Annotated in this window: 19 protein-coding genes; 6 read left to right on the top strand and 13 right to left on the bottom strand. The window is 69.8% G+C overall.

Annotation, left to right across the window (positions count from 1 at the left end):
• Positions 1-114 precede the first annotated feature (114 nt).
• The gene (gene ligD / locus VF584_01620) at positions 115-1,071 is read right to left on the bottom strand and encodes a non-homologous end-joining DNA ligase (protein HEX8208856.1); all 957 of its coding nucleotides are present in this window, start codon (positions 1,069-1,071) and stop codon (positions 115-117) included.
• A 130-nt stretch (positions 1,072-1,201) separates the two neighbouring features.
• Between ligD and VF584_01615 the strand changes: the two genes are divergently transcribed.
• Positions 1,202-1,711 carry a MarR family transcriptional regulator gene (locus VF584_01615; protein HEX8208855.1) on the top strand — a complete coding sequence of 170 codons (510 nt, stop codon included), beginning with the start codon at positions 1,202-1,204 and terminating at the stop codon, positions 1,709-1,711.
• Between the two features lie 382 nt (positions 1,712-2,093).
• On the opposite strand, the gene VF584_01610 is transcribed toward VF584_01615, so the two are convergent.
• The 4 genes from VF584_01610 to lpdA all read right to left on the bottom strand — a co-directional run bounded on the left by VF584_01610 (position 2,094) and on the right by lpdA (position 12,380).
• On the bottom strand, positions 2,094-8,402 hold the full coding sequence (locus VF584_01610; GenBank protein HEX8208854.1) for an Ig-like domain-containing protein: 6,309 nt from the start codon (positions 8,400-8,402) through the stop codon (positions 2,094-2,096).
• A gap of 165 nt (positions 8,403-8,567) precedes the next feature.
• Complete coding sequence (locus VF584_01605) at positions 8,568-9,680, bottom strand: hypothetical protein (protein HEX8208853.1); 1,113 nt, start codon at positions 9,678-9,680, stop codon at positions 8,568-8,570.
• 560 nt (positions 9,681-10,240) lie between these two features.
• The gene (locus tag VF584_01600) at positions 10,241-10,759 is read right to left on the bottom strand and encodes a restriction endonuclease (protein HEX8208852.1); all 519 of its coding nucleotides are present in this window, start codon (positions 10,757-10,759) and stop codon (positions 10,241-10,243) included.
• A 217-nt stretch (positions 10,760-10,976) separates the two neighbouring features.
• On the bottom strand, positions 10,977-12,380 hold the full coding sequence (gene lpdA, locus VF584_01595; protein HEX8208851.1) for a dihydrolipoyl dehydrogenase: 1,404 nt from the start codon (positions 12,378-12,380) through the stop codon (positions 10,977-10,979).
• Between the two features lie 532 nt (positions 12,381-12,912).
• Between lpdA and VF584_01590 the strand changes: the two genes are divergently transcribed.
• Together VF584_01590 and VF584_01585 are read left to right on the top strand one after the other, a co-directional pair.
• Positions 12,913-13,755: a DUF1206 domain-containing protein gene (locus VF584_01590; protein HEX8208850.1), complete on the top strand. Its 843-nt coding sequence runs from the start codon at positions 12,913-12,915 to the stop codon at positions 13,753-13,755.
• Positions 13,756-13,845: 90 nt separating this feature from the next.
• A complete protein-coding gene (locus tag VF584_01585) occupies positions 13,846-14,322 on the top strand; it encodes a DUF1579 domain-containing protein (protein HEX8208849.1) in 477 nt (158 codons plus the stop codon).
• A 359-nt stretch (positions 14,323-14,681) separates the two neighbouring features.
• Here the strand turns inward: VF584_01585 and VF584_01580 are convergent, their stop codons facing one another.
• Genes VF584_01580 through VF584_01565 form a run of 4 tightly spaced genes read right to left on the bottom strand, consistent with a single transcriptional unit; the run spans position 14,682 to position 17,268 of the window.
• Positions 14,682-15,251: a DUF1802 family protein gene (locus VF584_01580; protein HEX8208848.1), complete on the bottom strand. Its 570-nt coding sequence runs from the start codon at positions 15,249-15,251 to the stop codon at positions 14,682-14,684.
• Positions 15,229-16,383, bottom strand: coding sequence for a glycine cleavage T C-terminal barrel domain-containing protein (locus VF584_01575; protein HEX8208847.1), 1,155 nt, complete (start codon positions 16,381-16,383; stop codon positions 15,229-15,231). Before VF584_01575 ends, VF584_01580 begins: the two co-directional genes overlap by 23 nt.
• Entirely contained in the window at positions 16,380-16,973 is a 594-nt protein-coding gene (locus VF584_01570) for a mismatch-specific DNA-glycosylase (protein HEX8208846.1), read from the bottom strand. The genes VF584_01575 and VF584_01570 overlap by 4 nt, the downstream gene beginning before the upstream one ends.
• Before the next feature lie 13 nt (positions 16,974-16,986).
• Positions 16,987-17,268, bottom strand: coding sequence for a hypothetical protein (locus tag VF584_01565; GenBank protein ID HEX8208845.1), 282 nt, complete (start codon positions 17,266-17,268; stop codon positions 16,987-16,989).
• 136 nt (positions 17,269-17,404) lie between these two features.
• Here VF584_01565 and VF584_01560 point away from each other — a divergent pair, with 136 nt between their 5' ends.
• Together VF584_01560 and VF584_01555 are read left to right on the top strand one after the other, a co-directional pair.
• Positions 17,405-18,061 carry a hypothetical protein gene (locus VF584_01560; protein HEX8208844.1) on the top strand — a complete coding sequence of 219 codons (657 nt, stop codon included), beginning with the start codon at positions 17,405-17,407 and terminating at the stop codon, positions 18,059-18,061.
• A gap of 178 nt (positions 18,062-18,239) precedes the next feature.
• Positions 18,240-19,403: a hypothetical protein gene (locus tag VF584_01555; protein HEX8208843.1), complete on the top strand. Its 1,164-nt coding sequence runs from the start codon at positions 18,240-18,242 to the stop codon at positions 19,401-19,403.
• A 251-nt stretch (positions 19,404-19,654) separates the two neighbouring features.
• Here the strand turns inward: VF584_01555 and VF584_01550 are convergent, their stop codons facing one another.
• Positions 19,655-19,930, bottom strand: a complete 276-nt coding sequence (locus VF584_01550) for a twin-arginine translocase TatA/TatE family subunit (GenBank protein ID HEX8208842.1) — start codon at positions 19,928-19,930, stop codon at positions 19,655-19,657.
• A 222-nt stretch (positions 19,931-20,152) separates the two neighbouring features.
• A complete protein-coding gene (locus tag VF584_01545) occupies positions 20,153-20,539 on the bottom strand; it encodes a response regulator (protein ID HEX8208841.1) in 387 nt (128 codons plus the stop codon).
• Positions 20,540-20,686: 147 nt separating this feature from the next.
• On the opposite strand from VF584_01545, the gene VF584_01540 reads away from it, so the two are divergent.
• Complete coding sequence (locus VF584_01540; GenBank protein ID HEX8208840.1) at positions 20,687-21,124, top strand: hypothetical protein; 438 nt, start codon at positions 20,687-20,689, stop codon at positions 21,122-21,124.
• On the opposite strand, the gene VF584_01535 is transcribed toward VF584_01540, so the two are convergent.
• On the bottom strand, positions 21,099-22,061 hold the full coding sequence (locus VF584_01535; GenBank protein ID HEX8208839.1) for a histone deacetylase: 963 nt from the start codon (positions 22,059-22,061) through the stop codon (positions 21,099-21,101). The genes VF584_01540 and VF584_01535 overlap by 26 nt on opposite strands.
• A 7-nt stretch (positions 22,062-22,068) precedes the next feature.
• The gene (locus VF584_01530) at positions 22,069-22,713 is read right to left on the bottom strand and encodes a hypothetical protein (GenBank protein ID HEX8208838.1); all 645 of its coding nucleotides are present in this window, start codon (positions 22,711-22,713) and stop codon (positions 22,069-22,071) included.
• Positions 22,714-23,344: the final 631 nt, after the last annotated feature.

Genomic DNA, 23,344 nt, shown 5'->3' with positions numbered 1-23,344 from the left:
CGAAAATCGAAGTGCTAAGTGCTAAGTGCTAAGTGCTGAACGGAAGTGCGTTAGTGCGTGAGTGCGCTTTTCACTCAGGACTCAGCACTTAGGACTTTAGCACTTCCGTCCCGTTCACATCACCTTCGAAAGGTCGAAGCGGCCGCGGTTCAGCACGAGCGGGCGGTACAGGTCGCCCAGCTCGGCCACGCGCGCGGGGACGTTGCGCAGGGTGAAATCCTCGATCTCGATCCCCGCCTCCACCTCGTCCCAGGTGACTGGCGCAGAGACGGTGGCGCCGGGCTTGGGGCGGACGGAGTAGACGGACGCCAGCGTGCGCCCCCACGCGTTCTGGTTGTAGTCCACGAGCACGCGCCCGGCGGGCCGCTTCGCGATGCGGTACTCGGCGGTCACCAGATCGGGGAAGCGTTTCTCCAGCGTCTGCGCGAACCACTTGGCGTAGGTCCACACCTGCTTCTGCAGCGGCCCGCGCACGATGGGCACGTAGATGTGGATCCCCTTGCTCCCCGTGGTCTTGGGGTAGCTCTTCATCCCCTGCCTGGCCAGCGCGTCGCGCACGTGGAGCGCCACCTGCCGCACGCGCGCGAAGTCTGCGCCGGGGACGGGGTCGAGGTCGAAGTGAAGGTAGTCGGGGCGGTTGTAATCCTCACACACGCCGTACCACTGGTTGAGGTCGATGCACCCCAGGTTCACCGCCCAGAGCAGCGACGCTTCGTCTTCGATGATGGGGAAGTCGATGATGCTTTTGGACCTGTGCTCGATTGCGCACGTCTTCAGCCACTCGGGCGCGCCCGGCGGCGTACGCTTCATGAAGAAGAACGGGCCCTTGTAGCCGTTGGGATAGCGCTTCATCACCATCGCCCGCCCGCGCAGGTGCGGCAGCAGCCACTGCGAAACAGAGAGGTAGTAGCGCAGCAGGTCGCCCTTGGTGATCCCATCCTCCGGCCAGAACGGCTTGTGGAGGTTGGTGAGCCGTACCACCCGCCCTCCCACCTGCACCTCGCACTCCTTGCCGCGCTGCGGGATCAGCTCCGTGCCGGCGCTTTCCTTTAAGGTGGATCGGGGGCTCATCAAACGTGGGGTTCGGGTTGCCACCACCTGCGCCGCTAGCGCCTTTCGGATGCGCAACAACCCTGCCGGTGAGGTCCGGGTGTTGCGGACCCGCGCGTTCGAGACCCGCGCGCGCCAACACGGAGCCGAGATGCCCCTCACCCCCGAGCTCGATCCCACGCCCGCCGAGGCGCAATCGCTCACGCTGCGGTTGTGGGCGGCGCTGGCGCGCGCGTACGGCGCCGTGCAGGCCCACGCCGCGGACGACCTGGCGCGCCACGGCCTCACGCCGGCGGAGTTCGGCGTCCTGGAAGCGCTCCTCCACCGCGGCCCCATGCTCCTGGGCGAGGTGCAGCGGCGCATCCTGGTCTCCAGCGGCGGCATCACCTACCTGGTGGACCGCCTGGAGAAGCGCGGCCTCGTGGAGCGCCGCGGCCACCCGCTCGACCGCCGCGCCCGCCTCGCCGCGCTCACCGAGGAGGGCGAGTCGCTGGTGAAGCGCATCCACCCCGAGCACACCGCGCGCATCAAGGCCGCGCTCGCCTCCCTGGGCAAAAAGGAGAAGCGCGAAGCCATCCGCCTCCTGCGGGCGCTCGTGGGGGACGGGGATGCCCCCTCCCCCCGGCCCCCTCCCCCGCCTGCGGGGGCGCAGGGCGGGTGAGGGGGAGAACTCCGCCCGCGACGCGGCATTCGTGGTAGGGCCGCGATTCATCGCGCCCGTGCGCGACCCCGCTCCGCCGCCCGCCCGAAACGAACCCATCCCGTAGGGGCGCGGTTCATCGCGCCCGCCCTCCGCCCCGCCTCGACCCTCGCTCTACGCACGCAATCCGGTAGGGGCAGACCTGCGTGTCTGCCCGCCCCTGCAGCCCCTCAACCCGCGCCATTCGCACCGAACCTGTAGGGGCCGCCCCACGTGGCTGCCCGTGCCCACCCCCGCGGCGAACCCCGCACCCGCGCACCCATACACGCCAGCCGCCCCTCCCCCGGGTGGTTATCGGGGGAGGGGCAGCGAGGTGACGAGCGAGGGAGGGGGCCCGCCCCGCCTACCGCACGATCACCCGGTCCGTCCCCCCGCGCCCGAACGTCTCGGGCGAGTACATCTCCTCCGCGCGCGGGGGCGGGACGATGAAGAGCCCCGGGGTGGTGGCGCGGGCCACGTACGTGTAGCTGTACACTCCCGCCGGCAGCAGCGACGTGAACGCCTCCGCGCGGTCGTCGCGCAGGTTCTGGTGCTCCCACCAGCTCCCGCCCCAGTAGCCGCGGAACGAATCCGCCCCGCGCCCCATCGGCCGCACCGGCCCGCCGTCACCGCCGCCGTCTGGCTGGGCACCGCGCAGCTCGTTGTTCACCGGCTCCCACCCGGCCGGGAGCGGATCGATCAGTGCCACGTGCAGCCGGCGCGACGGGGTCGTCATCGTTACTATCACACGGATGCGCGCGCCCGCGCGCACCCGCCAGATCCCGTCCTCGCCGCGCGACACGTCGCCCGCGCTGTCCACCGCCTCGTAGGTGCGCTCCACCGCGAAGCCGCGCTGCATCGGCGTGAGCACCAGGTCGCGCGGGGCGTAGCGGAGGCCGGCGCGGTAGTACAGACGCCCCGTCCCCTCCATCCCCACCGTGAGTGACGGGGGGCGGAGCTGCTGGAGGGTGCGCATCGGGATCTCCGTCTGCCCGCGGGTGGCGGAGCGGCCGCGGAAGGGCGCGCTCCCCGCCAGCCGGTCGCCCAGCCAGACGCGGGCGACGAAGTCGGGGGTCTGCGCCTCGTACTCGCGGAAGTAGCGCTGCACCGCCAGCAGCACCCACGCGTTCTCCTGCGTGTTGCTCCAGCGCCCGCGGACCCGGTTCCCCAGGAGCCCGCGCACCGTTTTGGCCACCAGCTCGTTGCGCGGGTCGGCGGCCAGGAGCCCTTCCAGCACCACCGCGTCCGTGCGCCGCGCCGAGTGCAGCAGCAGGTACTCGCCCTCCGTGTAGCGCGTGGCGAAGGTGGCCGTCGAAGCCGTCTCCGTCGCGCGGTTGTTCACCAGGCGCAGAAGCGAGTCGCGCACCTCCACCGGCCCGCGCTCCCCCGCCGTCGCCGAGAGGAGCCACCCGGCCGTCTCCAGCTGGAGCTGGTTCACCCCGCCCGCCTCGGCCACCATCCGGCGCACGTCGCCCGACACCTCGTCCCCCATGCGGCGGCGGGTGTAGAGGGCGTAGGCGTGCAGCGCGCGGCGCGCGTCCGCGGGGTACGCCTGCGGCAGGTTGCGGGGGATGGCGCGCAGGTAGTTGCGCGCGCGGCCGAGGACCTCCGGCGGCACGTCGTACCCGGCCTCGCTCACCCGCTGCAGGGCGTGCGCGGCGTGGATGCTGGCGTACGGCGCCGACTCGCGCCCGCGCTGCCACCACGCGAACCCGCCGTCGCCGTTCTGGCGCGCGGCCAGCAGCCGCACGTCCGAGGCGACCGAGGCGCGCAGCGAGTCCGCGGAGGGCAGCCCCTCGGCGTTGAAGGCGCCCAGAACGTCGCGCAGCGCCGCCACGGCGATCATCCGCGACGCGATCTGCTCCGTCCCCTCGAAGCGGTAGCCCACCAGGTAGAGGAAGGCGTCCGTCAGCTCGCTCAGCGCAGTGGACGAAGTGGTCACCTCCAGCCCGCCGAACGACGGGATGACGTCCATCGGCACGTCGAGCGGAAGGGTGGCCGCGCCCTCGGCCAGGTTGCCGTAGGTGGCGAACGCCTCGGCCGTGGACGGGGTGTAGACGGGGAGCGAGAACTCCGCCGCGTCCGTCGCGCCATCCGCCGCGGCGGCCACCACCTGGAAGCGCGCCTGCCCGGCCTGCACGGCCTCGGCGGCCAGGCGCACCTCCACCCGGTCGCGCGCGGGGATGGTGACGCGCCGGCCCGGATCGGTGAAGCTCACCCCCACGGCGCGCGCCGCCACTTGCACCACCATCGGCGCCCCCGTGGTGTTCTGGAGGACGACGGGGAGCTCGAAGCGGTCGCCGAAGTTGAGGAAGCGCGGCGGCGACGGCCTCACCATCAGCGCCTGGCGCGCGGTGATGGCGCTCTCGCCCAGGCCGAAGCGGGTGGCGCCCTCCACCGCGACCGCCGTCACCCGGTAGCGCGTCAGGTTCGACGGCATCCGGAACGGTACCCGCACCCGCCCCTGCGCATCGGTGCGCACGGCCGCCATCCACACGGCCAGCGGGTCGAAGTTGGTGCGCACCGCGATCGTCGTCTGCTGCTGCGGCGCCGAGCTCGCGCGGAGCTGTAGCTGGGCCATCGGCGGCGGCGGCGCCTCCATGGGCAGAGCCATCGCAGGCGGCGGGGGCGGCGGCGGGGCGGACACCGGCACGGGCATGCCGCTGGCCCCATTGCCGGTCACCGACTCCATCATGGCATCGGCCGTCATTGCCCCTTCCCTCTCCGCCTGCTCGCTGACGAGGTAAAGCAGCAGCGGCGCGGTCGCGTCCGCCCCCACGCGCACCGTCTGGACGGCGCCCGCGTAGCCCTCCTGCATCGTGACCAGGGTCAGCGTCCGCTGCGGCACCCCGCGGATGCGGAAGCGGCCCTGCGCATCGGCCACGGCGGAGAGCGTGGAGCCCTGCACCGTCACCCGCACGCCGCCCACCGGCTCGCCGGTCTGCACGTTCACCACGCGCCCCACCAGCGTCCCGGGCGCCGGCGCGAAGTCGGGCGCCACCACCCGCACCAGCGGCCGCAGGTGCAGCGCGTTGATCCCCGCCCCGCGCTCCCGGTAGAAGAGGAGGAGCGGATCGGGGATGCGGTAGCCGCTCAGCGCGAGCACCGCCTCGTCCACCACCACCAGCGCCACCTCGGCGCCGGCCACGGGGCGCCCGCCGGCGTCGCGCACCTCCACCTCCACCGAGCCCTCCGCGTCCGGCAGCATCGTACTGTCCGACGGCACCGCGCGCACGGTCAGCGTGCGGGTGAGGGGCGGCACGCGCAGCATCACGGTGCCGGTCGCCATGTCCACGCCGCGGGCGGTTGGACGCTCCTCGGTGCCGCCGGATGTCGCACCCGTCACGTCCACCTGCACCCACACGTTCGGCACGTCCGCCTCGGTGATGGCGATGCGCAGCGTGTGCGTGGCCCCCTCCGTGGCAAACGGCTCCGTCCTCACGATCCCGCTCCGCCCGATCGTCACCACCCCGCGCACCGGCTGGAAGGGGAGGCGCAGGAGGATGCGCGCCGTGTCGCCCACGGCGTAGCGCTCCTTGTCCGGTATCATCTCCACGCGCCGCGCCTCGTTCTCCTCGCCGCGGCCGGGGAAGCGCACGCCAGGCCCCGCCACCCACATGCGCAGCGTGGTAAAGGTGCGGCGCCCCTGCGCGTCGGTGGTCACCCCTTCGATGCGGTAGTCGCCGCCCACCACGCGAAAGGTGCAGCGCACCGGCGTCGTGCCGGAGACGCGGGAGCAGCTCTCGCTCCCCGCCTCCACCTCGCGCCAGCGCCCGTCGTCGAAGCGCCACTCGTTGCGGCGGATGCGCACGTCGATGGTGCGTCCGGGGACCGGCTTCCCGTCCAGCCCCACGGCGATCATCTCCAGCTCCATCGTGTCGCCCGCCTCCAGCCACGAGCGGGGCGTCCTCATCCCCAGGTACACCGCGGACGGGTGAACCAGGAGCGACGCGCTGGAGGTCCACGTCTGCCGGTTGACGTCGGTGACGGTGGCGTTCGCCGTCACCTGGAAGGGGCGCGGGGGAACGGCGCGGTCGAAGTCCAGCCGGATCGCGTGCGCCCCCGACGCGTCGGTGACGCCGCTGAAGCTCTCGCTCTCCTCGCCGCCGTCGTCGCCGTCCCTCCACCACCACCAGGGGCGCGTGGGGCCAAAGCTCCACTCGTCCCACCCCGGCGGGGAGAAGAAGCCGGGCGTCGCCGTCACGCTCCACTCCACCGGCGCGCCGGGAAGGCCGCCGCCGCTGAAGTACGACGCGCGCGCCACCACCTCCGTTCCGCCTCCCACGAAGTGCGGGCCCTCGTCGGCCGTGACCGAAACCTCGTACTCGGGCCTGCGGAACTCCTGCATGAGGAAGGAGAAGCCGTGCGAGTCGTTCGGCGACCCGGCCAGGCTCACCTGTATGGATGCGTGGCCCAGGTTGGCCCCCTGCGGCACCACGAACGACGCGTCGAAGCCGCCCAGCTCGGTGAGCTGCGCGGTTCCCTTGGCGATCTCGTTGCCGCGCGAGTCGCGCACCTGGTAGTCCACGGTGCCGCGGCCGGGAAGGGCAATGACGCCGTTTTTACCGAACGACATCCGCCGCGCCCACCCCTTGAAGCGCACCGTTTCGCCGGGGCGGTACAGGTTGCGGTCGGTGAAAGTGTACCAGGACACGCGTGCGTGCTCGGGCTGACGCGCGAGATGCACCCACCCCGCGTTCCCCATCCCCGGCGCCAGGAGCGCGACGTCGCCGCCGGAGCGCGCCACGATAAACGCCTCGCGCCCGGTCGCCGCGGGGAGCGCCATCGTCGCCAGCCCATCCGCGCCGGTGGTGGCGGCCGTCCCCGCGGGATGCAGCCTCACCTCCACGCCGGGGAGCGGCCGCCCGTCCACCAGCGAGCTCGCCCACGCCGTCAGGTCGGTCGCGTCGCCGAAGGCGGCGAGGCCGATGCGGGTGGACTGCACCCACAGGTACACGCTCTGGTTGCGCTCCCAGCCGGTGGGACCCTCCACCGCCTCCACCGCCACCACCACCTGCCCCAGCCCGCCGTCCAGCGCGGGGGTCAGGTCCACCGCCACCTCGCGCGTGTCGCCGGGCTGGCCGCCGGGCTCCACCACCCGGCTGGAGACCTCGCGGCCGGGAAGGCGCCTCGGCTCACCGCGCTGGCGCCCGCCGCCGCGCGCGAAGGCGAACCACTCCTCGGGCGCTACGCGGTGCACCCGCACGCGCAGCCGCTGGTGCCCGCGCGCGAACACGGAGACGGAGCGCGGCCCCTGCGGATCCAGCACCACCATGTTGTGCGCGGACCAGAGCTGGGCCACGGGCGGGCCCACCTGGATCGACGCCGTCGCCGGCGTGCCGAGCCGCTGCCCGAACCGGTCGCGCAGCCCCGCGTCCACCCGCACCGTGTAGCGCGTGTTGGGCCGCGTCCGCCCCATGATCATCAGCGAGTAGCCCTGCGGGGCGATGCGCATCCCCTCGATGGCGGGCTCCACGCGCACGAGCGACGCATCGAAGAGCGAGTCCGCCAGCGGGGTGGTGAACTGCATCACGAGCGGCATCCCCGGCCTGCACCCGCCGCCAAAGCCGCAGGTGCCGCGGACGAAGATGAAGCTCGTAAAGGTGGTGAACTCCCACACCTGGCGATCGGCGGTGCGGCGCGGCCCCTCGGCCGAGGGCGTGCCCGGCTCCACCGTGACGGTGACCTGCGCACCCTTTGGGAGCGGGTTCACGGGCCGGAACGCGACCCAGCGCCCCGCCTCCAGCCCCCGCACCCGCGCCTGCGCATCCGCGTCCGCCTCCACCTCCGCGGCGGTCGCCAGGCGCACGGGCACGCGCGCGCCACGGGCCTGCACCGTGATGGTGGCGAGGACGGTCGCGGGGCTGACGTCCTGGTCGAAGCGGACGACGAGCACCGGCTGCAATCCGATCGCGTCGGCGTACGGCCACCCGCCCGTCGCGCGCGGCGCGGGCGTGCCGAACGTCCAGCGCACCGCGTCCGCCAGCCGCCCGCCCGTCGCGGACGTAGTGCCGGCGGGGATCTCGACCGTGAACTCCGTCGCCATCGGCAGCCGCCCCTGCGGCTCGAACCGCAGCGTCCTCACGTCGATCCACTGCCACCGCCCCGGCGCCTGCGGAGAGAGCCGCGCCGGCACCGCCCGCCCCTCCACGTTGCCCACGGACGAGAGCGGCACCATCGGCTGCGAAAAGGTGATCGTCACCTCCGCGCCCAGCGGCACCTCCCCCTCCGGCGCGCGCCGCGTGACCGTCAGTGCGCCCGTCCCCACCTGCGGCACCGGCACCGACCCCGCCGTGTCGCGCGCCGGGAAGCCGGTGACCACGGTGGCCCCGGCGCGCGGCGCGGGCATCGTCTGCGCCGGGAACGCGAAGCTGTCGCGCGCCGCCGAATCCGGCGCCAGCGGCCGTGCGCGCCCCAGCACGCGCGCCGCCTCCAACGCGCTGATCCTCTCCCCCTGCGTCGCGGGGAGCGCCGCCGGCCCCAGCACCCGCCCCTGCGACACGCGGAACTGGAGCCCCGTCGTATCCACCACCCCCGGCCCGATCACCCTCGGCGGCGACGTGGGATACAGCGGAGGGACGCGCACCACACGCTGCGCATCCCCCTGCGAGGGCGCAAACATGGCCGCGGCGACCACGGCGGCGGCAAGAAGACGGCGGAGACTGGGCATCATGGACAGGCTCGGGAGGACGGAATCGAACTCACATCGCGCAACAGCCGCAGCGCATCACATAACAGGAGACGCCGAAGACCAGAAATCCAACACACGGGCGCTTCTCAGGTCCTCAGCGGACCGCGTCTGCCCCTCACTGGCTCCGGCCCGCCTATCGGGCTCGCATCAGATGATCACGAATGCGTCCGGGGCCACACCATACGTGTTAGTGAAAAGCGTAGACGCCCACATGCGCATCTCCTCATCGGAAGCGGTCGGGCTTAACCATCGCAAGTCGAAGTCGAAGACGCCGTCCGCTGCGATCCACTGGCGAGTAAGACTGTACGTCACAAGTATGGAGTAGAAATTGTTGAATGTCTCGTAGACTTCAATCTCGGGCTTGTTGTGAATCAGCCGTGGGCGAACCTCACCACCCGGTACATCCAGGAACAACGCCTCGTGCTCTTGGAATAACGTCCTGATTTCGGCTGGGTCTAGTCTGGTTGCTTTCACCGATCCCATCCACACACCTGGCCAGACAAAGAAGGCTGGGTTCCTCGCTTTGTCTGTTTGGAAGCGTACGAATCGGGCAAAAAACACCCTTATTAGAAGGTCCGGAGTGGAGAACCGGAACACAGCATCCTCGGTGAGTAGCTCGTCGATAGCCGCGTTCTTCTCCGGCCAAGTTGCCACGAGTCTGGAAGCGGCGAGTGGGCTTGGTGATCTCGTAAATGCGCAGAGGGCAGTCGTGATTTGCTCGTACTCCTCATTCGAGTAGTCGGTGATCACCTTTTTCAAGTCCGGCTGACCCGCCACCCCATGACAGAACAGGTGAAAACGAGAGCCAGGATCAACATCAATTAGGAACGATTCATAGATGTGGATATCGAATGGGAATCCCTCCGTGGGGTTGATTGCGAGGTCACAGAGAACTAGGAAGAGCCCGATCAGTGGGTCACCCACTGATTGCGGACGCGGCTCGCCCACCACTCGCAGGAAGTGATTAAAGGCTGCTACATACCGTTCCCCAAGCATCCCGAGGCGTTCGAAATCCTGCCAGTCCCATTCGCCTCCCGACGTGTGATGAAGGTACTGAAGTTGTGAGAATCGAGCCTGTCCTTCAAAAATATGATACGCGCCGACCGGTGCAATTCCGATTGGAGAACCGTAGTAGAATCCCTGAACTTGTTTTTGTCTCAGCTTCGCGAAGCCTTCTTCCCACCGCCTTGCATCGGGCAGCGTGGTGAGGGTCGGATCAAAGCTCGCGGACAATAGCTGTATAGCAATCGCCCACGTCATTTCATAGCTATGACCAGTTGACTCAAAGTATGGTTCTGCCGCCCAGCTGGGCGCCTCGCGGGAGGATAGCGCGTGTCGGTAGCAGTGCTCTAAGTCATGCCAGTTGTTGAGCACACGGTTGAGATTCGCTTGCACATCGGGCGCAGGCTTCCTGTTGGCTTGGTCGAATCGGCGCAGTGACTTTACTGGTCCGATCTCTGACAACAAAGAGCGGAGTAGTTGATAATTCGTATGGGTCTGTGCAGGATATGATAAGCTAAGCACAAGCCCGAGTGTCGAACCAACATGTTGCCACCAATGAATGGTTTCGTGCAGATATGTGGCAAATGCGGCTATACGGTCAGAGGTAATCTCCCCGTGCAAGTAAGACCCACTTTCACCTTCCTCTAGAATCGAATGAACGTCCGGATGGAGCCGAAGAACGAAGTGCATCGGGTCGTAACGACCCTGGACACGCTCTGAGGCTCCGGGTGGGAGCGACCAGCCGTCACTGTCGCTGTGGAAAAGCCTTCTCTCGGGGTACGCGTAACCTGGGTGCATCGGCCTCAATCGATTGGCTGCTAGATGTTCTCAAACTCCTCCCTTACGTACCTGCTGAAGTCGTGCACAGCAAACCCGGAGCCTGTGACCGCATAGCAAAGGGACCCTGGAGGTCCGAGCGTAGTCAATCCTTCCTCAACGTCTGCCGCCGGATCCCAGGCAGCCGACTCCAACAACCGCATCAGCGTGCCGTCTGGGCTTAGTCGCACCAAGCCTATCCCCCAAGATCGTGCTACGTTGATTGCACCTTTCTGAAAGCCTGACCGAGCCACAACCGTCCCCTTTGTTCGGCTGGGACCGATCTGTTCCATCTTCTTTTGGAACTCTTCTACATCGTCCACCGGGACGCGATGACCATAGTCTTTGCACTCCCAGATCCAGATGAGGAATGGCTCCGTGCTCCCTGGCCGGTACACCTCCAACGAAACGTCCGTTACGATATCGGCGTCTCGGGCAGCCGAATAGTATCCTTTACGATGAAACACCTTTCCTGCGGACGGAGCTATCCCAAGCAACCCGGATTGAAGCTCGATCTCCAATCGTCCGCGGACCTCCAGTTCGAATGGGCGTCCTAACTCCGCCACGTGAATCTCCTGAAAGCGGTTGCCAAACAACGAGTTTTCAACTGTGTGACTGCTGCGAGTTCAATTGGACCAGTTTACGTGAGTTGTCTAGGATCGAAAGGCCGAGACCGCGACTTTTGTGCGATCCCGACCTTCGTTCCATGTCGTCGCGGACGGGTTAGCTGCCGCCGCCTCAGATGTGCAGCGCGTGCCCCATGGACGCCAGCGCCGCCTCCGCCACCGCCTCGGAGAGCGTGGGGTGCGGGTGCATCGCGCGGTCCATCTCCTCCATGGTGGCCTCCAGGTGCCGCCCGACCACGAACTCGGCGATCAGCTCCGTGGCGTGCGGGCCCACCAGGTGCGCGCCCAGGATCTCGCCGTACTTCTTGTCGCGGATCACCTTGACGAAGCCTTCCGAGTCGCCGGCCGTGAGCGCGCGGCCGTTGGCGCTCCACGGGAAGGAGCCGATCTCCACGTCGTGCCCCGCCTCGCGCGCCTGCGCCTCGGTGAGGCCCACGGAAGCGACCTCGGGGTGGCAGTAGGTGCAGTTGGGGATGTTCGAGTAGTCGATCCCCGCGTGCTTGTCGCCGTGGATCGCCTCCACGCACGCCACGCCCTCGTGCGAGCCCTTGTGTGCAAGCAGCGGCGGCCCCGCCACGTCGCCGATCGCGTAGATCCCCTCCACGCTGGTGCGCAGCTGCCGGTCCACCTCGATGAAGCCGCGGTCCGTCAGCTTCACCCCCGCCGTCTCCAGCCCGATGTCCTCCGTCAGCGGCACGCGGCCGATGGCGGAAAGGACGCGCTCCGCCTGGATCGTCTGCGTCTCGCCCTTGGCCGTCTTCACCGTGAGCGTCACGCCGTCCTTGCCCACGTCGGCCTTCTCCAGCTTGGCGCCCGTCAGGATCGTCATCCCGCGCTTGCGGTACGCCTTCTCCACCACGGCGGAGACGTCCTCGTCCTCCAGCGGCAGCACGCGCTCGGCGGCCTCGATGATGGTGATCTGCGTGCCGAAGGCGCTGTGCACGTCCGCGAACTCCATCCCGATGGCCCCCGCGCCGATCACCGCCAGCGTCTTGGGCGGCGACTGCGGGATCATGGCGTCGGTGGAGTCCCACACGCGGTCGTGGTCGATGCGCAGGAACGGCAGGTCGCGCGGCTTGGAGCCGGTGGCGATGATGATGTGCTTGGCCGAGACGGTGGACTTGGCGCCGTCCTTGGCCGTCACCTCCACCTTCCCCCCGCCGGCGAGGCGCCCGCGGCCGGGGAGGTGGGTGATCTTGTTCTTCTTGAAGAGGAAGCCGATCCCCTTCACCAGCCGCTCGCTCACCTGGCGCGAGCGCTTGACGGCCTGGGCGAGGTCGGTCTTGATCTCGCCGACGGTGACGCCGAACTCCTTGGCGTGCCCCAGGTGCGTGATCATGGCCGCGCTCTCCAGCAGCGCCTTGGTGGGGATGCACCCCCAGTTGAGGCAGATGCCGCCGAGCGCGTCTTCCTCCACGCACGCCGTCTTGTAGCCCAGCTGCGCGGCCTTGATGGCGGCGACGTACCCGCCGGGGCCGGCGCCGATGACCACGATGTCGAAGCTCGTATCCGCCAAAGTGCACCTCTGGATCTCGGATGGTGGGCGGCGCCCCGTCCCGCGGAGCCCCGCGCCCGGATTCGGTCTCCGGGAAACGCGCCCAAAGTACGGGGGAAGGCACGGAAGTGCAAAGCCAGGGCGCCCGGGCGAATGCTCCGTGGGTAAAGAGCGGGGCGCGCGGCCACCCCTTTCCCCTGTCATCCTGAGCGACGCGCTTCTCCGCCCTCGCCCGTACTCCAAGCCAGGGCGCGGAGCGAAGGATCTGCTGCGCGTGCCGAGGGACTCGTCACCCGCCGTCCTCTTGCCTCGCCGGCTAGATCCTTCGGTCGCCGCAAGAGTCCCGCGTGCCGTGCGTAAGGTCGAGCAGGCGGCTCTCTCAGGATGACAGACAGGGGGTGCTGCCCAGTGCTGAGTAAAGCGCACTCACGCACTAACGCACTCACGCACTCACGCACTTCCGTTCAGCACCCAGCACTTCCCCCGACGCGTCACCATTCTTGCTCTGCGATCCAACCATGCAGTCCCACCCTCACGGCGACGGGAGAACGGAATGGCGCGGATCGACGGAGTGGCGGGGCAGGCGGGGGCGGCGGCGCGGGGCGCGGCGCGCGAGGCGGGACCCTGGGTGGAGCGGCTGGCGCGGATGGGGTACGCCGCGCGGGGCGTCGTCTACGTGATCGTGGGGATCATCGCCGCGCAGGCCGCGCGCGGGGAGCGCGGCGTCACGGACCAGCAGGGCGTCTTCGGCGAGATCCTGCAGCGGCCCGGCGGCAAGTTCATGCTCGGCCTGGTGGCGGTGGGGCTGCTGGGCTACTCCCTGTGGCGCTTCGTGGAGGCCGGGCTCAACCCCGAGCACGACAGCGCCGGCAAGCGCGCCCTCTTCGCCATCAGCGGCGTCATCCACGTGGGGCTCGCCCTCACCGCCGTGCGCATGGCGATGGGCTCGTCGTCGGCAAGCAGCGGCGGGAACAGCGGTGCCGCGTCGTGGACGGCGAAGGTGATGGAGGCGCCCGGCGGACGCTTTCTGGTCGGCGCCGCCGCGCTCGGCATCGCGGCGTACGGCGTCGCCCAGCTGGTGCAGGCGTACAAGGCGAAGCTCGACAAGCAGCTGGACCTGTCGCCGCTCAGCCCGGGCGCGCGCACGTGGGCGATCCGCGCGGCCCGGGCCGGGCTGGCGGCGCGCGGCGTGGTGTTCCTGGTGCTGGGCTTCTTCCTCCTGCAGGCCGCCCGCCACAGCAACGCCAGCGAGACCCGCGGCCTGGGTGGCGCCCTTGATGCCCTGCACGACACCGCGTACGGCGCCTGGGTGCTCGGGCTGGTCGCGCTGGGCCTGATCGGCTACGGCATCACGCAGCTCCTCAAGGCGCGCTACCGCCGCATCAAGCCCGCCTGATATCATGTCGATTCCCCCGCCCCCCGTTCGACGCTACCATAGGCCGGGGCAAGGACCCGGCATCTACCCACCGAGCGGAGAGGCACGAGCATGTCAGACGCGGCCATGCATGTGGAGCTGACGAAGGAACACCAGTGGCTGGAGCAGATGGTGGGCGAGTGGAGTTGCGAGATGGAGGCCGCGCTGACCCCCGGCGGCCCTACCCAGACGCACAAGTCCCGCGAAACCGTCCGCTCGCTCGGCGGCGCCTGGCTGCTGTGCGAGGGCGAGATGGGGAGCGGAGTGACGCTGATGACGCTGGGCTACGACCCGGCGAAGGGGCGCTTCGTGGGCAGCTTCATCGGCTCGATGATGACCAACCAGTGGATCTACGAGGGCGAGCTCGACGAGTCGGGGAACGCCCTGGTGCTCTCGACCCGGGGCCCCAGCGTCGAGGACGGCGCCATGACCGACTACCGCGACACCGTGGAGATCCGCGGCCCTGACCACCGCGTCCTCACCTCCAGCTACCTCCTCGCGAACGGCGAGTGGACCCTGTTCATGACCGCGCACTACCGGCGCGTGTAGGCGGGGCGGGCCCCCTCCCCGCTCGTCACCTCGCTGCCCCTCCCCCAATAACTACCTGGGGGAGGGGCGTTTGCAGGCATTCGCGCCGAGCGGCGGGGTGCGTCGCGGGGGAAGGCATGGGCAACCACGCGGGGCGGCCCCTACGGGTTTGGGTGCGAAGGGGGGTTCGAGGGGGGGGCAAGGGCGGGCAGACACGCAGGTCTGCCCCTCCGGACATTGGTGCGCGGGGACGGGCGGCGGCGCAGCCCGTGACACGGGCGCGAGGCGCCGGCTCCGCCCCCTCTCTCGATAACGGCGAGGGCGCAGCCCTCTCCTGTTATCGGGAGAGGGGGCAGCGAGGAACGAGCGGGGGTGAGGGCCTACCCCACCCGCCCCCGCACCTCCGCCCGCAACGCCTCGAACTCCGCATCCCCCACCACCGGCACCGTCCCCGCCGTCGAGATCTCCTCGTCGAGCGCCACCCAGCTCACGCAACCCTCGTAGCCGATCGTGTTGGGGATCACGATGGGCTCGGGGAGCACGTACGCGCGCACCAGGATCACGTGCAGGTACGGCCGCCCCTTGTACTCGAAGCGCGACCGCACCGTCTCCGGCGCCATGGGGTGAAGGCCGGCGAGGCGCGACATCACCTCCAGGCTCTCCACGCGGAAGGCGTCGGCGACTTCGGCGAAGACGCGCAGGCGAACCTCGTCGCGCGAGGCGGGCTCCGAGTGATCGAGCAGGTCGCGGAAGGCGGGGGCCAGCTCCTCCGCGTTCTGGTGGAAGGCGGTGGGGAAGATCCAGAAGGCGCGGTGCTCCACGTCGAAGCCGCCGCGCCGCTCGCTGATCCCGCCTTTGCGCACCAGCAGCGAGACGCGCCCGGCGGCCAGGGCGCGCTCCACCGAGGCCCACTCCTTCAGCGCCTGCCTACTCGACGACGACGAGACCATCGTCCAGCCCGCGCTGGAAGGGGAGCTTCACCACCTTTGCGGGCGGGCCGTCGGGCGAGCCGACCCGCAACTCCATCCCCGGCTCCACCTCGCGGCGCGCGAACCCCAGCGCCCCGGTCTCCCCCAGCATCGGGAGGAAGGCGACGCTGGTCAGCCGTCCCACCTCCTTGCCCGTTTCGGGGTGGAAGAGGGGCGTCCCCGTGGCCGGCGCGGGGCCGTCGCCCAGGCGGAAGCCGCGCAGGTGGCGGTTGACGTGGCCGCGGTGGGCGATGCGCACGATCACCTCCTGCCCCGTGTAGCACCCCTTGGAGAAGGAGATGGCGCGCTCCATCATCCCCGTCTCCTCGAAGACCTCGGTGGGGATCACCTCTTCGGAGAGCTCTGCGCCGTAGCGCGGGCGCCCGGCCTCCATGCGCAGCGCATCGATGGCGGCCAGCCCCACCGGCCGCGCGCCCAGCTCCGCCCCCTGCTCCAGCAGCGCCGTCCACAGGTGGGGCACGACGGTGGGCGCTGCGAACAGGTCGAAGCCGATCTCGCTCCCCACGTAGCGCGTCATCGCCACCATCACGGGCGCCTCGCCAAAGGTCAGCTCGCGGAATGCGTCCTCCGCCATCTCCCCCGGCCCCGCGCCCAGCACCCGCTCCAGCAGCGCGCCCGACCGCGGACCGTACACGCCCAGCTGCTCGATCTCGTCGGAGACGTCGGCCCAGCGGGCGAACATGGGGGGAACGAACTTGAGGAGGTGCTCGTACGTGCCGGCCAGCGCCTCGCGCGGAAGCTCCACCAGCACCTCCTCAATGGAGCGGCGGAAGGCGCGCAGCTCGGCCAGCGTGCGGCCCTTGGGCGTCAGCATCGCGGCGTACACCCCCTGCCCGGCCGGCGCTGCCAGCAGGTCGTTGGTGATGAGGCCGTGGAGCATCTTGGCGGGGTCCTTCCCCCACATGCGGATGCGCGCGCGGTCGCTGCGCTCGGCCACCCCCACGCCGTCGCGCACGGCATGGTACTCGGCCAAGGTGTCGCCGTAGCTCTGAGCCACGGAGCGCCCCGCCACGTCGGTAAAGAGGGCGCCGGCCGCCTCCTGGAACCGCCGCATCGGCGGCTCGGCGATCACGCGCATCGTCGTCTCGCTCATCCTTGCATCCCTTCCATCAGAGTCTTGAGCCCGGTGAACCAGCGCGCCTTCTCGGCGAAGGGGATGCGGGCCAGCCCGCTGGGGCTCGGCACCACGAAGTCGGTCACCCCCGCCGCCACCTGCGTCGCCTGCGCCCCCCACGGCGCGGAGGCGAGTCCCGAAGCCAGCAGGTACACGCCCTTGCCGTTGTAGCACACCACGCGCGGCCCCAGCTCCGCCACGATCCCGCGCAGCCTCCGCACCCCCTCGCGGTACTCCGCCGCCGTGACCTCGGCCGCGCTCCGGGTGGGCCGCTTCACCAGGTCCGTCACCCCGATCCCCAGCCCCAGCAGGAGCCGGTCCTCCTGGAAGTGGAAGCGCCGCGGCGTGAGACCCGAAGCCGCCAGCAGGTCCCAGAAGCGGTTGTTGCGCCCCGCGTAGTAGTGCCCCAGCCGCGCCGCCCTCACGCTCGGGTTGAACCCCACGAACAGCAGCCGCACCCCGGGAGCGATCAGGTCAGGCAGGGTACGGACCGTCTCGCCATCGACGAGGTACAGCGGGGGAATGGGGAGTGGGGAATCGGGAATCGGCTGACCAGGATTCCCTCCCATTCCCCATTCCCCATCACCCATTCCCCACGGTCCCCCCGCACATCTCCTTCAGCCGCGCCTCGTTCCCCTCCATCTCCGTCACCAGCCGCCGCACCTCGGCCGTGGAGGCGGCGTTGGGGAGCTCCACCTTGATCTCGTCGCCGGAATCGCGCGGCAGAAAGACGACGGTGATCTTCCACCCCTCCACGCCGGTGGCTTTGCGCGCCACCAGGTCCACACTGTACTCGCTGCCCCCGCACTCCAGCCGGTTGGCCAGGCGGTGCTCCTTCCACGACGAGCTGCGCGAAAGCGCCATCTTTGAGGACCCCCGATCGTTGCGAACCGCGCGGGCGGTTGTTTGCCAGGATTGAAACGCGCATCTTTGGTGCGCGCCCAATGGTAATGGCGCGCCCTCCCCGCAGCAAACGCCGATCCCCCGAGAGAGAGACCGCATGGCCTCGCCCGTCACCCGCTGGCTTCAGGGCGTACCGCCGGAGATACAGCGCCGCCTGGACCGCGCCGAAGCGCTGGCCCGCGAAGACCTGGTGGACACGCACGCCCGCCTCGCCCACGACCTGGTGACCGTGCTGGCGCCGCGGATGCCCTTCGACGAGGCGATCGCGCGCTACATCGAGATCATGGGCCTGGACGGCGAGGACGCGGAAGTGGTGGGCACGCACGCCGTCAACCTGCTGGACGACGCGGACGTGCGCGACGACCTGGCGCGCGAGGGGCATCGCGGCTGGGGATTCGACTGGCGCTACGCCACCCCTCTCGGCGCGCTCCGCTACATCCGCCGCCAGCGCAAGCGCAGCGGCGAGGAGCAGCTCTGGATGGAGCTCGCCGCCGCCCGCTCGGAGGAAGTCGTGGCGAACATGCACATGCGCCACGCCCTTGGCTTCGTCGACATCCTGGGCGACGTAGCGGACCCATCCCGCGCCGTCTCCCTCTACGCCGACCGCCTGGACCTCCCCGACGACCGCGCCCGCAGCGTCTACCAGCGCGTGATGGCTCATCTAGCGGACAAGCTCCTGCCCCGCCTCCACGAAGCAGCGCGCCCGGACGATGGCGCGGCGGCGGCCGACGAGAGCGGGAGTCCTGAGTCCTAAGTGCTAAGTCCTCAACAGCGCACCCAGCACCTGGCACTTGGCACTTAGCACTTAGCACTTAGCACTTAGCACTTAGCACTTAGCACTTCCCTTCCCCCTTGCACGGACCTTGCACCCCCCGCCCGCGCCCCCCGCGACCGCGGCGGGCACGCACGGACACGCAGGACGGACCAAGACCATGCCCAACGAGCTGTACACGATCAGGCGCGCCGCAGTGGCGCTGGCGCTGGGGGCGGTGCTCGCCGCCTGCGGCGGCGAGGGAAGCTCCGAGAAGGGCGGAGAGGGGAAGGACCTCCCCGGCGACACCACGGGCGCGGCACCCGCGGCGGAGGGCCAGGCACAGAGCGCGCCCCCGGCGCCCAAGGGGCCCACCGGGCCGGTGGCCAACCTTCCGCCCAACGAGATGGGGCGCATCATGGTGCTGGAGTACCACCGCACCGGCTCCCCCGAGGGCGAGTTCGTCCGCACGCTGGCGAACTTCCGCAAGGACCTGCAGTCGCTGTACGAGCGCGGCTACCGTCCGGTGACCATGCGGCAGGTGATCGACCGCAACATCGACATTCCCGCGGGCACCACCCCCGTCGTCTTCACCTTCGACGACGCCACCCGCGGCCAGTTCTACTTCCGCCCGGACGGCTCCATCGATCCGAACACGATGGTCGGCTCGTGGGCCGACTTCAAGCAGCGGAACCCGGCGTGGAGCGGCGGCGGCGTGTGGTGCATCCTCCCCGCGGCGTCGCACCCCTCCAACTTCTTCGGCGAGACGCCGGACCGCGCCACTCCGCGTGAGCAGCGCGAGGCCAACATTCGCAAGAAGATGGAGTGGTTCGTGGCGAACGGCCACGAGATCTGCAACCACACCCTCTTCCACGCGCGGCTGGACAAGGCCAAGGACAACCAGCAGGCGATGGACTGGATCGGGATCGGTGAGGACAGCATCAGGGCGTACCTCCCCGCCAACTACGACATCGTGACGTTTGCCCTCCCCCTGGGGATGTGGCCGAAGAACAAGCCCACCGCCTGGGCGGGCACGTACCGCAACGGCAAGCGCTACGAGAACAAGGTGGTGCTGGAGGTATCCGGCGGCCCCAGCGTCGCGCCCTGGGACCGCCGCTGGGACCCGCACTCGGTGGACCGCTTCATCGTGGCCCCCGGCGCCCTGGAAGCGCAGCTCTCGCGCTGGGAAAAGGACCCGACGAACCGCTACATCTCGGACGGCGACGCGCGCACGGTCTCGTACCCCCGCAGCCAGGCCGCGAACCTGGACCGCGGCAAGCTGGGCGGCCTCACCCCCCGTGAGCTCCCCGACCCCGCCCCCGCCGGCGCAGCCCCCAAGTCCTGACCCCACACCAGAGGCGCGGAGAGAAATCTCCGCGCCTCTGTTGTTCGACGCCATCGTAGGGGCGCGATTCATCGCGCCCGCCCTCTGCCCCGCCTCAACCCCTGCCCCGCGCACCGATCCCGTAGGGGCCGCCCCACGTGGCTGCCCGTGCCCGATCATGCGCCGAACCCAGCCCCCCTCCCGCGCCGCACCAAAAACAAAGCGGGGCCCCCGGCATCACCGGGAGCCCCGCTCTCCACCATCCGCCATCCTTACTGCGCGACCTTCTCGGTCTCCGCCGCCGCGACCGGAGCCGCGGCCGCCGGCGTCGCGGCAGGCACCTGCGGCGCGACCGGCGTGGACTGGAGGTAGTTCTGGTCCGCGTTGGCCTGGATGGAGTTCTCGTCCAGCCCGTTCAGCGCGCGCTTGAAATCGCGAATCCCCTTCCCCATCCCGCTCGCGAGCTCGGGGAGGCGCTTCGCCCCGAAGAGCAGAAGGAACACCGCGAAGATGATCACCGTCTCGCCAAAGCCGAGTCCAAACGGCATTGGAACCTCCGGGCCAAAGGATGAAGGGCAATCCAGGAACGGGCGGCGATCCGCCCGGCAGTGCACGACACGTCAGAAGCTCTTGCGAGCCCTCAAGATAGCGGCATCCCCCGCCGCCGACAACCCAAACGTGTAATCCTGTCCCCGAGCCGCATCTCGCGCTGTCAGGCAGACTCAGCCGGCGCGATCCGCATCTCCCGCGCCCGCGGCGGGGAGAATCGCCTACGCGCCGCCCGCCCCCACCGGCATCAGCGAGCGCACCATCTCCAGCACGCGGCTGGGCTCCGCCGGCTTCGCCAGGTAGGCGTCGCACCCGGCGTCGAAAGCGGCCTGGCGGTCGCTCTCCATCGCGTGCGCCGTCAGCGCGATGACGGGGATGTCCGCGGTCGCGGGGTCCGCCTTCAGGCGCCGCGTGGCCTCCAGCCCGTCCAGCAGCGGCAGACCCACGTCCATCAGCACCACGCCCGGGAGAAACTCGCGCGCCAGGCGCACCCCTTCCTCCCCATCCCCCGCCTCCACGACCGTGAAGCCGTAGTGCCGGAGAAAGGTGCCGTAGATGTCGCGGTTGTCGGGATTGTCTTCGACGAGCAGGACGGTGTTCGCGGACATGCGAGGGAATCGCTGACGGAGATGCGGGACGGTCTGGAACGTATGCTTACCCCGGCTCCGGGCGAAACGATCCAGCGTCACGCCCGGCGCCGCTGATGCGTTCTCACGCGGCTTCCATCCCGCTCCCACCACGACAGACGCGCACCGATGAAGATCATCCGCTGGCTAATCCTCCCCGCCCTCCTGCTCGCCGCCGCGTGCGACACCGTCGTCACAGAGGAGGGGACTCCGCTCGAACCGGGGACGTACGCCCTGGTCAGCATCGACGGCGCGCCGCTCCCCGCACCGGAGCCGTGCAGTTCCCTCCGCATCGAAGAGGAGCGGATCACCGTCGGCGCGATCCGCAACGTCGAGTACTACCAGCGCACCACTCGCCCGCCGACGAGAGAAGTGCTCACCGTCAGCGCCGCCGGGAGCTACAGCACCACCTTCGATGGCCGGGTCTACCTGAACCTCAAGCTCACCGGCACCGGCGCATCCGAAGCGTTCACCCCCGTACTGCAGCGCACCGCGCAGGGGCTGACGCAGGTCGTGGGGCAGCCCTGCGACGGGCAATCCGTCAAGCTGTACCAGCTTCAGCGCTGACCGACTGCTCCGCGTGCATCGCCGCCGCCGTGTGGATGGTGCGCACGTGGATGTCGACGGTGTCCTCCGTGTCGCGCGCGTACCCGCCCGCCATTGCGACCGCCACGGGGACGCCCGCGTCGCGGCACGCGCCCAGCACCAGCCGGTCTCGCTCCGCCAGCCCATCCTTGGTCATCGCCAGGCGGCCGAAGCGGTCCTGGTGGAAGGGATCGGCGCCGGCCAGGTAGATCACCAGCTCCAGCCCGAACTCGGCGAGCACCCGCGGCACGTGCAGCTCCAGCGCGGCCAGGAAGGCGTCGTCCCCCGCGCCGTCGGGAAGCTCCACGTCCAGCGAGCTGCGCTCCTTGCGAAAGGGGAAGTTCCGCGCGCCGTGGATGGAAAAGGTGAAGGCGGAGGGATCGGACGCGAACACGGCCGCGGTCCCGTTCCCCTGGTGCACGTCGCAGTCGATCACCGCGGCGCGCCGGATGGCCCGGTCACGCTGCAACACGCGGATGGCGACCGCCGCGTCGTTGAAGACGCAGAAGCCCTCGCCGTGGTCCGGGTAGGCGTGATGGGTGCCGCCGGCCAGGTTCACGGCCACGCCCCACCCACCCGCCTCCGCCTCCCCAAGCGCCACCCTCCCCGCGCAGATCGTCGCCCCGGCCGACCGGCGTGATCGCTCCACCATCCCGTCGCTCCAGGGGAATCCGATCCGCCGCTGCTCCAGATATTCCAGCCGCCCCTCGCGCACGCGCTCCACGTAGTCGCGATCGTGCACCAGCATGAGCTCATCCCACGCGGCGGCGGGCGGCACCTCCAGATCCGGCTCGCGCAGGATCCCCTCCGCCAGGCAGCGCTCGCGGACGCGGGCGTACTTGATCATGGGGAAGCGGTGCCCCTCTGGAAGCGGGAGCACGAATTCGTCGGTGTAGAAGGCGCGCACCGTCAGCGCCACGAGTGGGTCAAGGAATCCCCACCACCTTGTGGGTCTGCACCGAGAGCCTCCACGGCGGCCCCAGCTCCATCACCGCGCGGATCGCCTCCGCGTAGTTCGGCCCCCCCGCCTCGGCGACGTCGATGGGCTGGAGGAAATACTGCTCGAACCGCGTCCCCTCCACCATCCGGCGCACCGCCGCCACGTCCGGCGTGATCCCGGGGATGGAATTGCCGGTGAAGAGCAGCTTCAGCTCGCTCCCCTCCTTCTGCGCGAACTCCTCCTGCTTCGGTGAGATGGTGAGCCAGTCCACGAGCGAACGGTCCACCTCGCGCGACCCGTTGGACTCCATCGCGATCCGGTACCCGCGCGCGCGCAGCGCATCGGAGAGCGGCCGGTCGAGCTGCAGGCTCGGCTCCCCGCCCGTGGCGACCAGGAGCAGCCCGGCGCGCTCGCCCCCAAACGACTTCTCCGCCTCCTGGCGCACGAGCTCGAGCGTACCCTCCAGATCGGTCACGACGCTGGGCCGCAGCCAGTCCGTGTCGCAGAAGGGACACACCTCGTAGCCCAGGTTGCACCCCGCGAAGCGCAGAAAGACCGCTGGGGTCCCCGCCTGCGCCCCCTCGCCCTGGAGCGTACCGAACACCTCTTTGATCCCGTACTTCCTGGACATCACATCCTCGTCTCGATGCCGGCGCGCAACGCTCCCGATGCGCTTGTACACTGCATCACGCATCCCGCTCCACATGCAGGAGCACCCTGCCCCACCGCGAGTGTGGAGCGGATGTCCCACTTGTCCGCGCGCAGTCCCAATAATCCCGCACCCCGCATCAGCCAAGAAACCACAACTCGGCACACTGCAACAGCTTACCAGACCGCCCCAGAATGGCCCCCCGATTGCCAATAGGGTAGCCGAACGTCGGAGACGACGCGCAGAAGGGGGCCAGCGACCGCAGGACCAGTTCGACTCAAAACGCACCCGCAGCACCCACCCGCAGTCCCGCCGCACGACCCACCCGCCCCACGCCCTCGGCGCTGCCACCCCCCCTTTGAAGGCCCGAAGCCTCCCCGGCTTCGGGCCTTCTGCTTTGGCCTCACACAGAGACATGGAGCCACAGAGAGAACAGCAAAAGGTATTCTCCGTGGCTTGCAGTTCCCTCTGCGTGCTCTGTGTGAGGCTGTTCCACGAACAGAAGCCCCCCGACGCTCATCGCTGAGCATCGGGGGGCTTGATACGTAGGCCGGCGGCGCCGTACTCTCCCACCGGGTGGCCCCGGCAGTACCATCCGCGCGAGTGGGGCTTA

Source organism: Longimicrobium sp. (assembly GCA_036389135.1).
Taxonomy (GTDB): Bacteria; Gemmatimonadota; Gemmatimonadetes; order Longimicrobiales; family Longimicrobiaceae; genus Longimicrobium.
The sequence above is the reverse complement of the archived record's forward strand: the minus strand, read 5'-3'. Positions and strand labels throughout refer to the sequence as shown.

Coding starts and splice junctions, on each gene's coding strand:
- ligD (HEX8208856.1), bottom strand. CDS start 1,071: ATGAGCCCCCGATCCACCTTAAAGGAAAGCGCCGGCACGGAGCTGATC.
- VF584_01615 (HEX8208855.1), top strand. CDS start 1,202: ATGCCCCTCACCCCCGAGCTCGATCCCACGCCCGCCGAGGCGCAATCG.
- VF584_01610 (HEX8208854.1), bottom strand. CDS start 8,402: ATGATGCCCAGTCTCCGCCGTCTTCTTGCCGCCGCCGTGGTCGCCGCG.
- VF584_01605 (HEX8208853.1), bottom strand. CDS start 9,680: ATGACGTGGGCGATTGCTATACAGCTATTGTCCGCGAGCTTTGATCCG.
- VF584_01590 (HEX8208850.1), top strand. CDS start 12,913: ATGGCGCGGATCGACGGAGTGGCGGGGCAGGCGGGGGCGGCGGCGCGG.
- VF584_01585 (HEX8208849.1), top strand. CDS start 13,846: ATGTCAGACGCGGCCATGCATGTGGAGCTGACGAAGGAACACCAGTGG.
- VF584_01580 (HEX8208848.1), bottom strand. CDS start 15,251: ATGGTCTCGTCGTCGTCGAGTAGGCAGGCGCTGAAGGAGTGGGCCTCG.
- VF584_01575 (HEX8208847.1), bottom strand. CDS start 16,383: ATGAGCGAGACGACGATGCGCGTGATCGCCGAGCCGCCGATGCGGCGG.
- VF584_01570 (HEX8208846.1), bottom strand. CDS start 16,973: ATGGGAGGGAATCCTGGTCAGCCGATTCCCGATTCCCCACTCCCCATT.
- VF584_01565 (HEX8208845.1), bottom strand. CDS start 17,268: ATGGCGCTTTCGCGCAGCTCGTCGTGGAAGGAGCACCGCCTGGCCAAC.
- VF584_01560 (HEX8208844.1), top strand. CDS start 17,405: ATGGCCTCGCCCGTCACCCGCTGGCTTCAGGGCGTACCGCCGGAGATA.
- VF584_01555 (HEX8208843.1), top strand. CDS start 18,240: ATGCCCAACGAGCTGTACACGATCAGGCGCGCCGCAGTGGCGCTGGCG.
- VF584_01550 (HEX8208842.1), bottom strand. CDS start 19,930: ATGCCGTTTGGACTCGGCTTTGGCGAGACGGTGATCATCTTCGCGGTG.
- VF584_01545 (HEX8208841.1), bottom strand. CDS start 20,539: ATGTCCGCGAACACCGTCCTGCTCGTCGAAGACAATCCCGACAACCGC.
- VF584_01540 (HEX8208840.1), top strand. CDS start 20,687: ATGAAGATCATCCGCTGGCTAATCCTCCCCGCCCTCCTGCTCGCCGCC.
- VF584_01530 (HEX8208838.1), bottom strand. CDS start 22,713: ATGTCCAGGAAGTACGGGATCAAAGAGGTGTTCGGTACGCTCCAGGGC.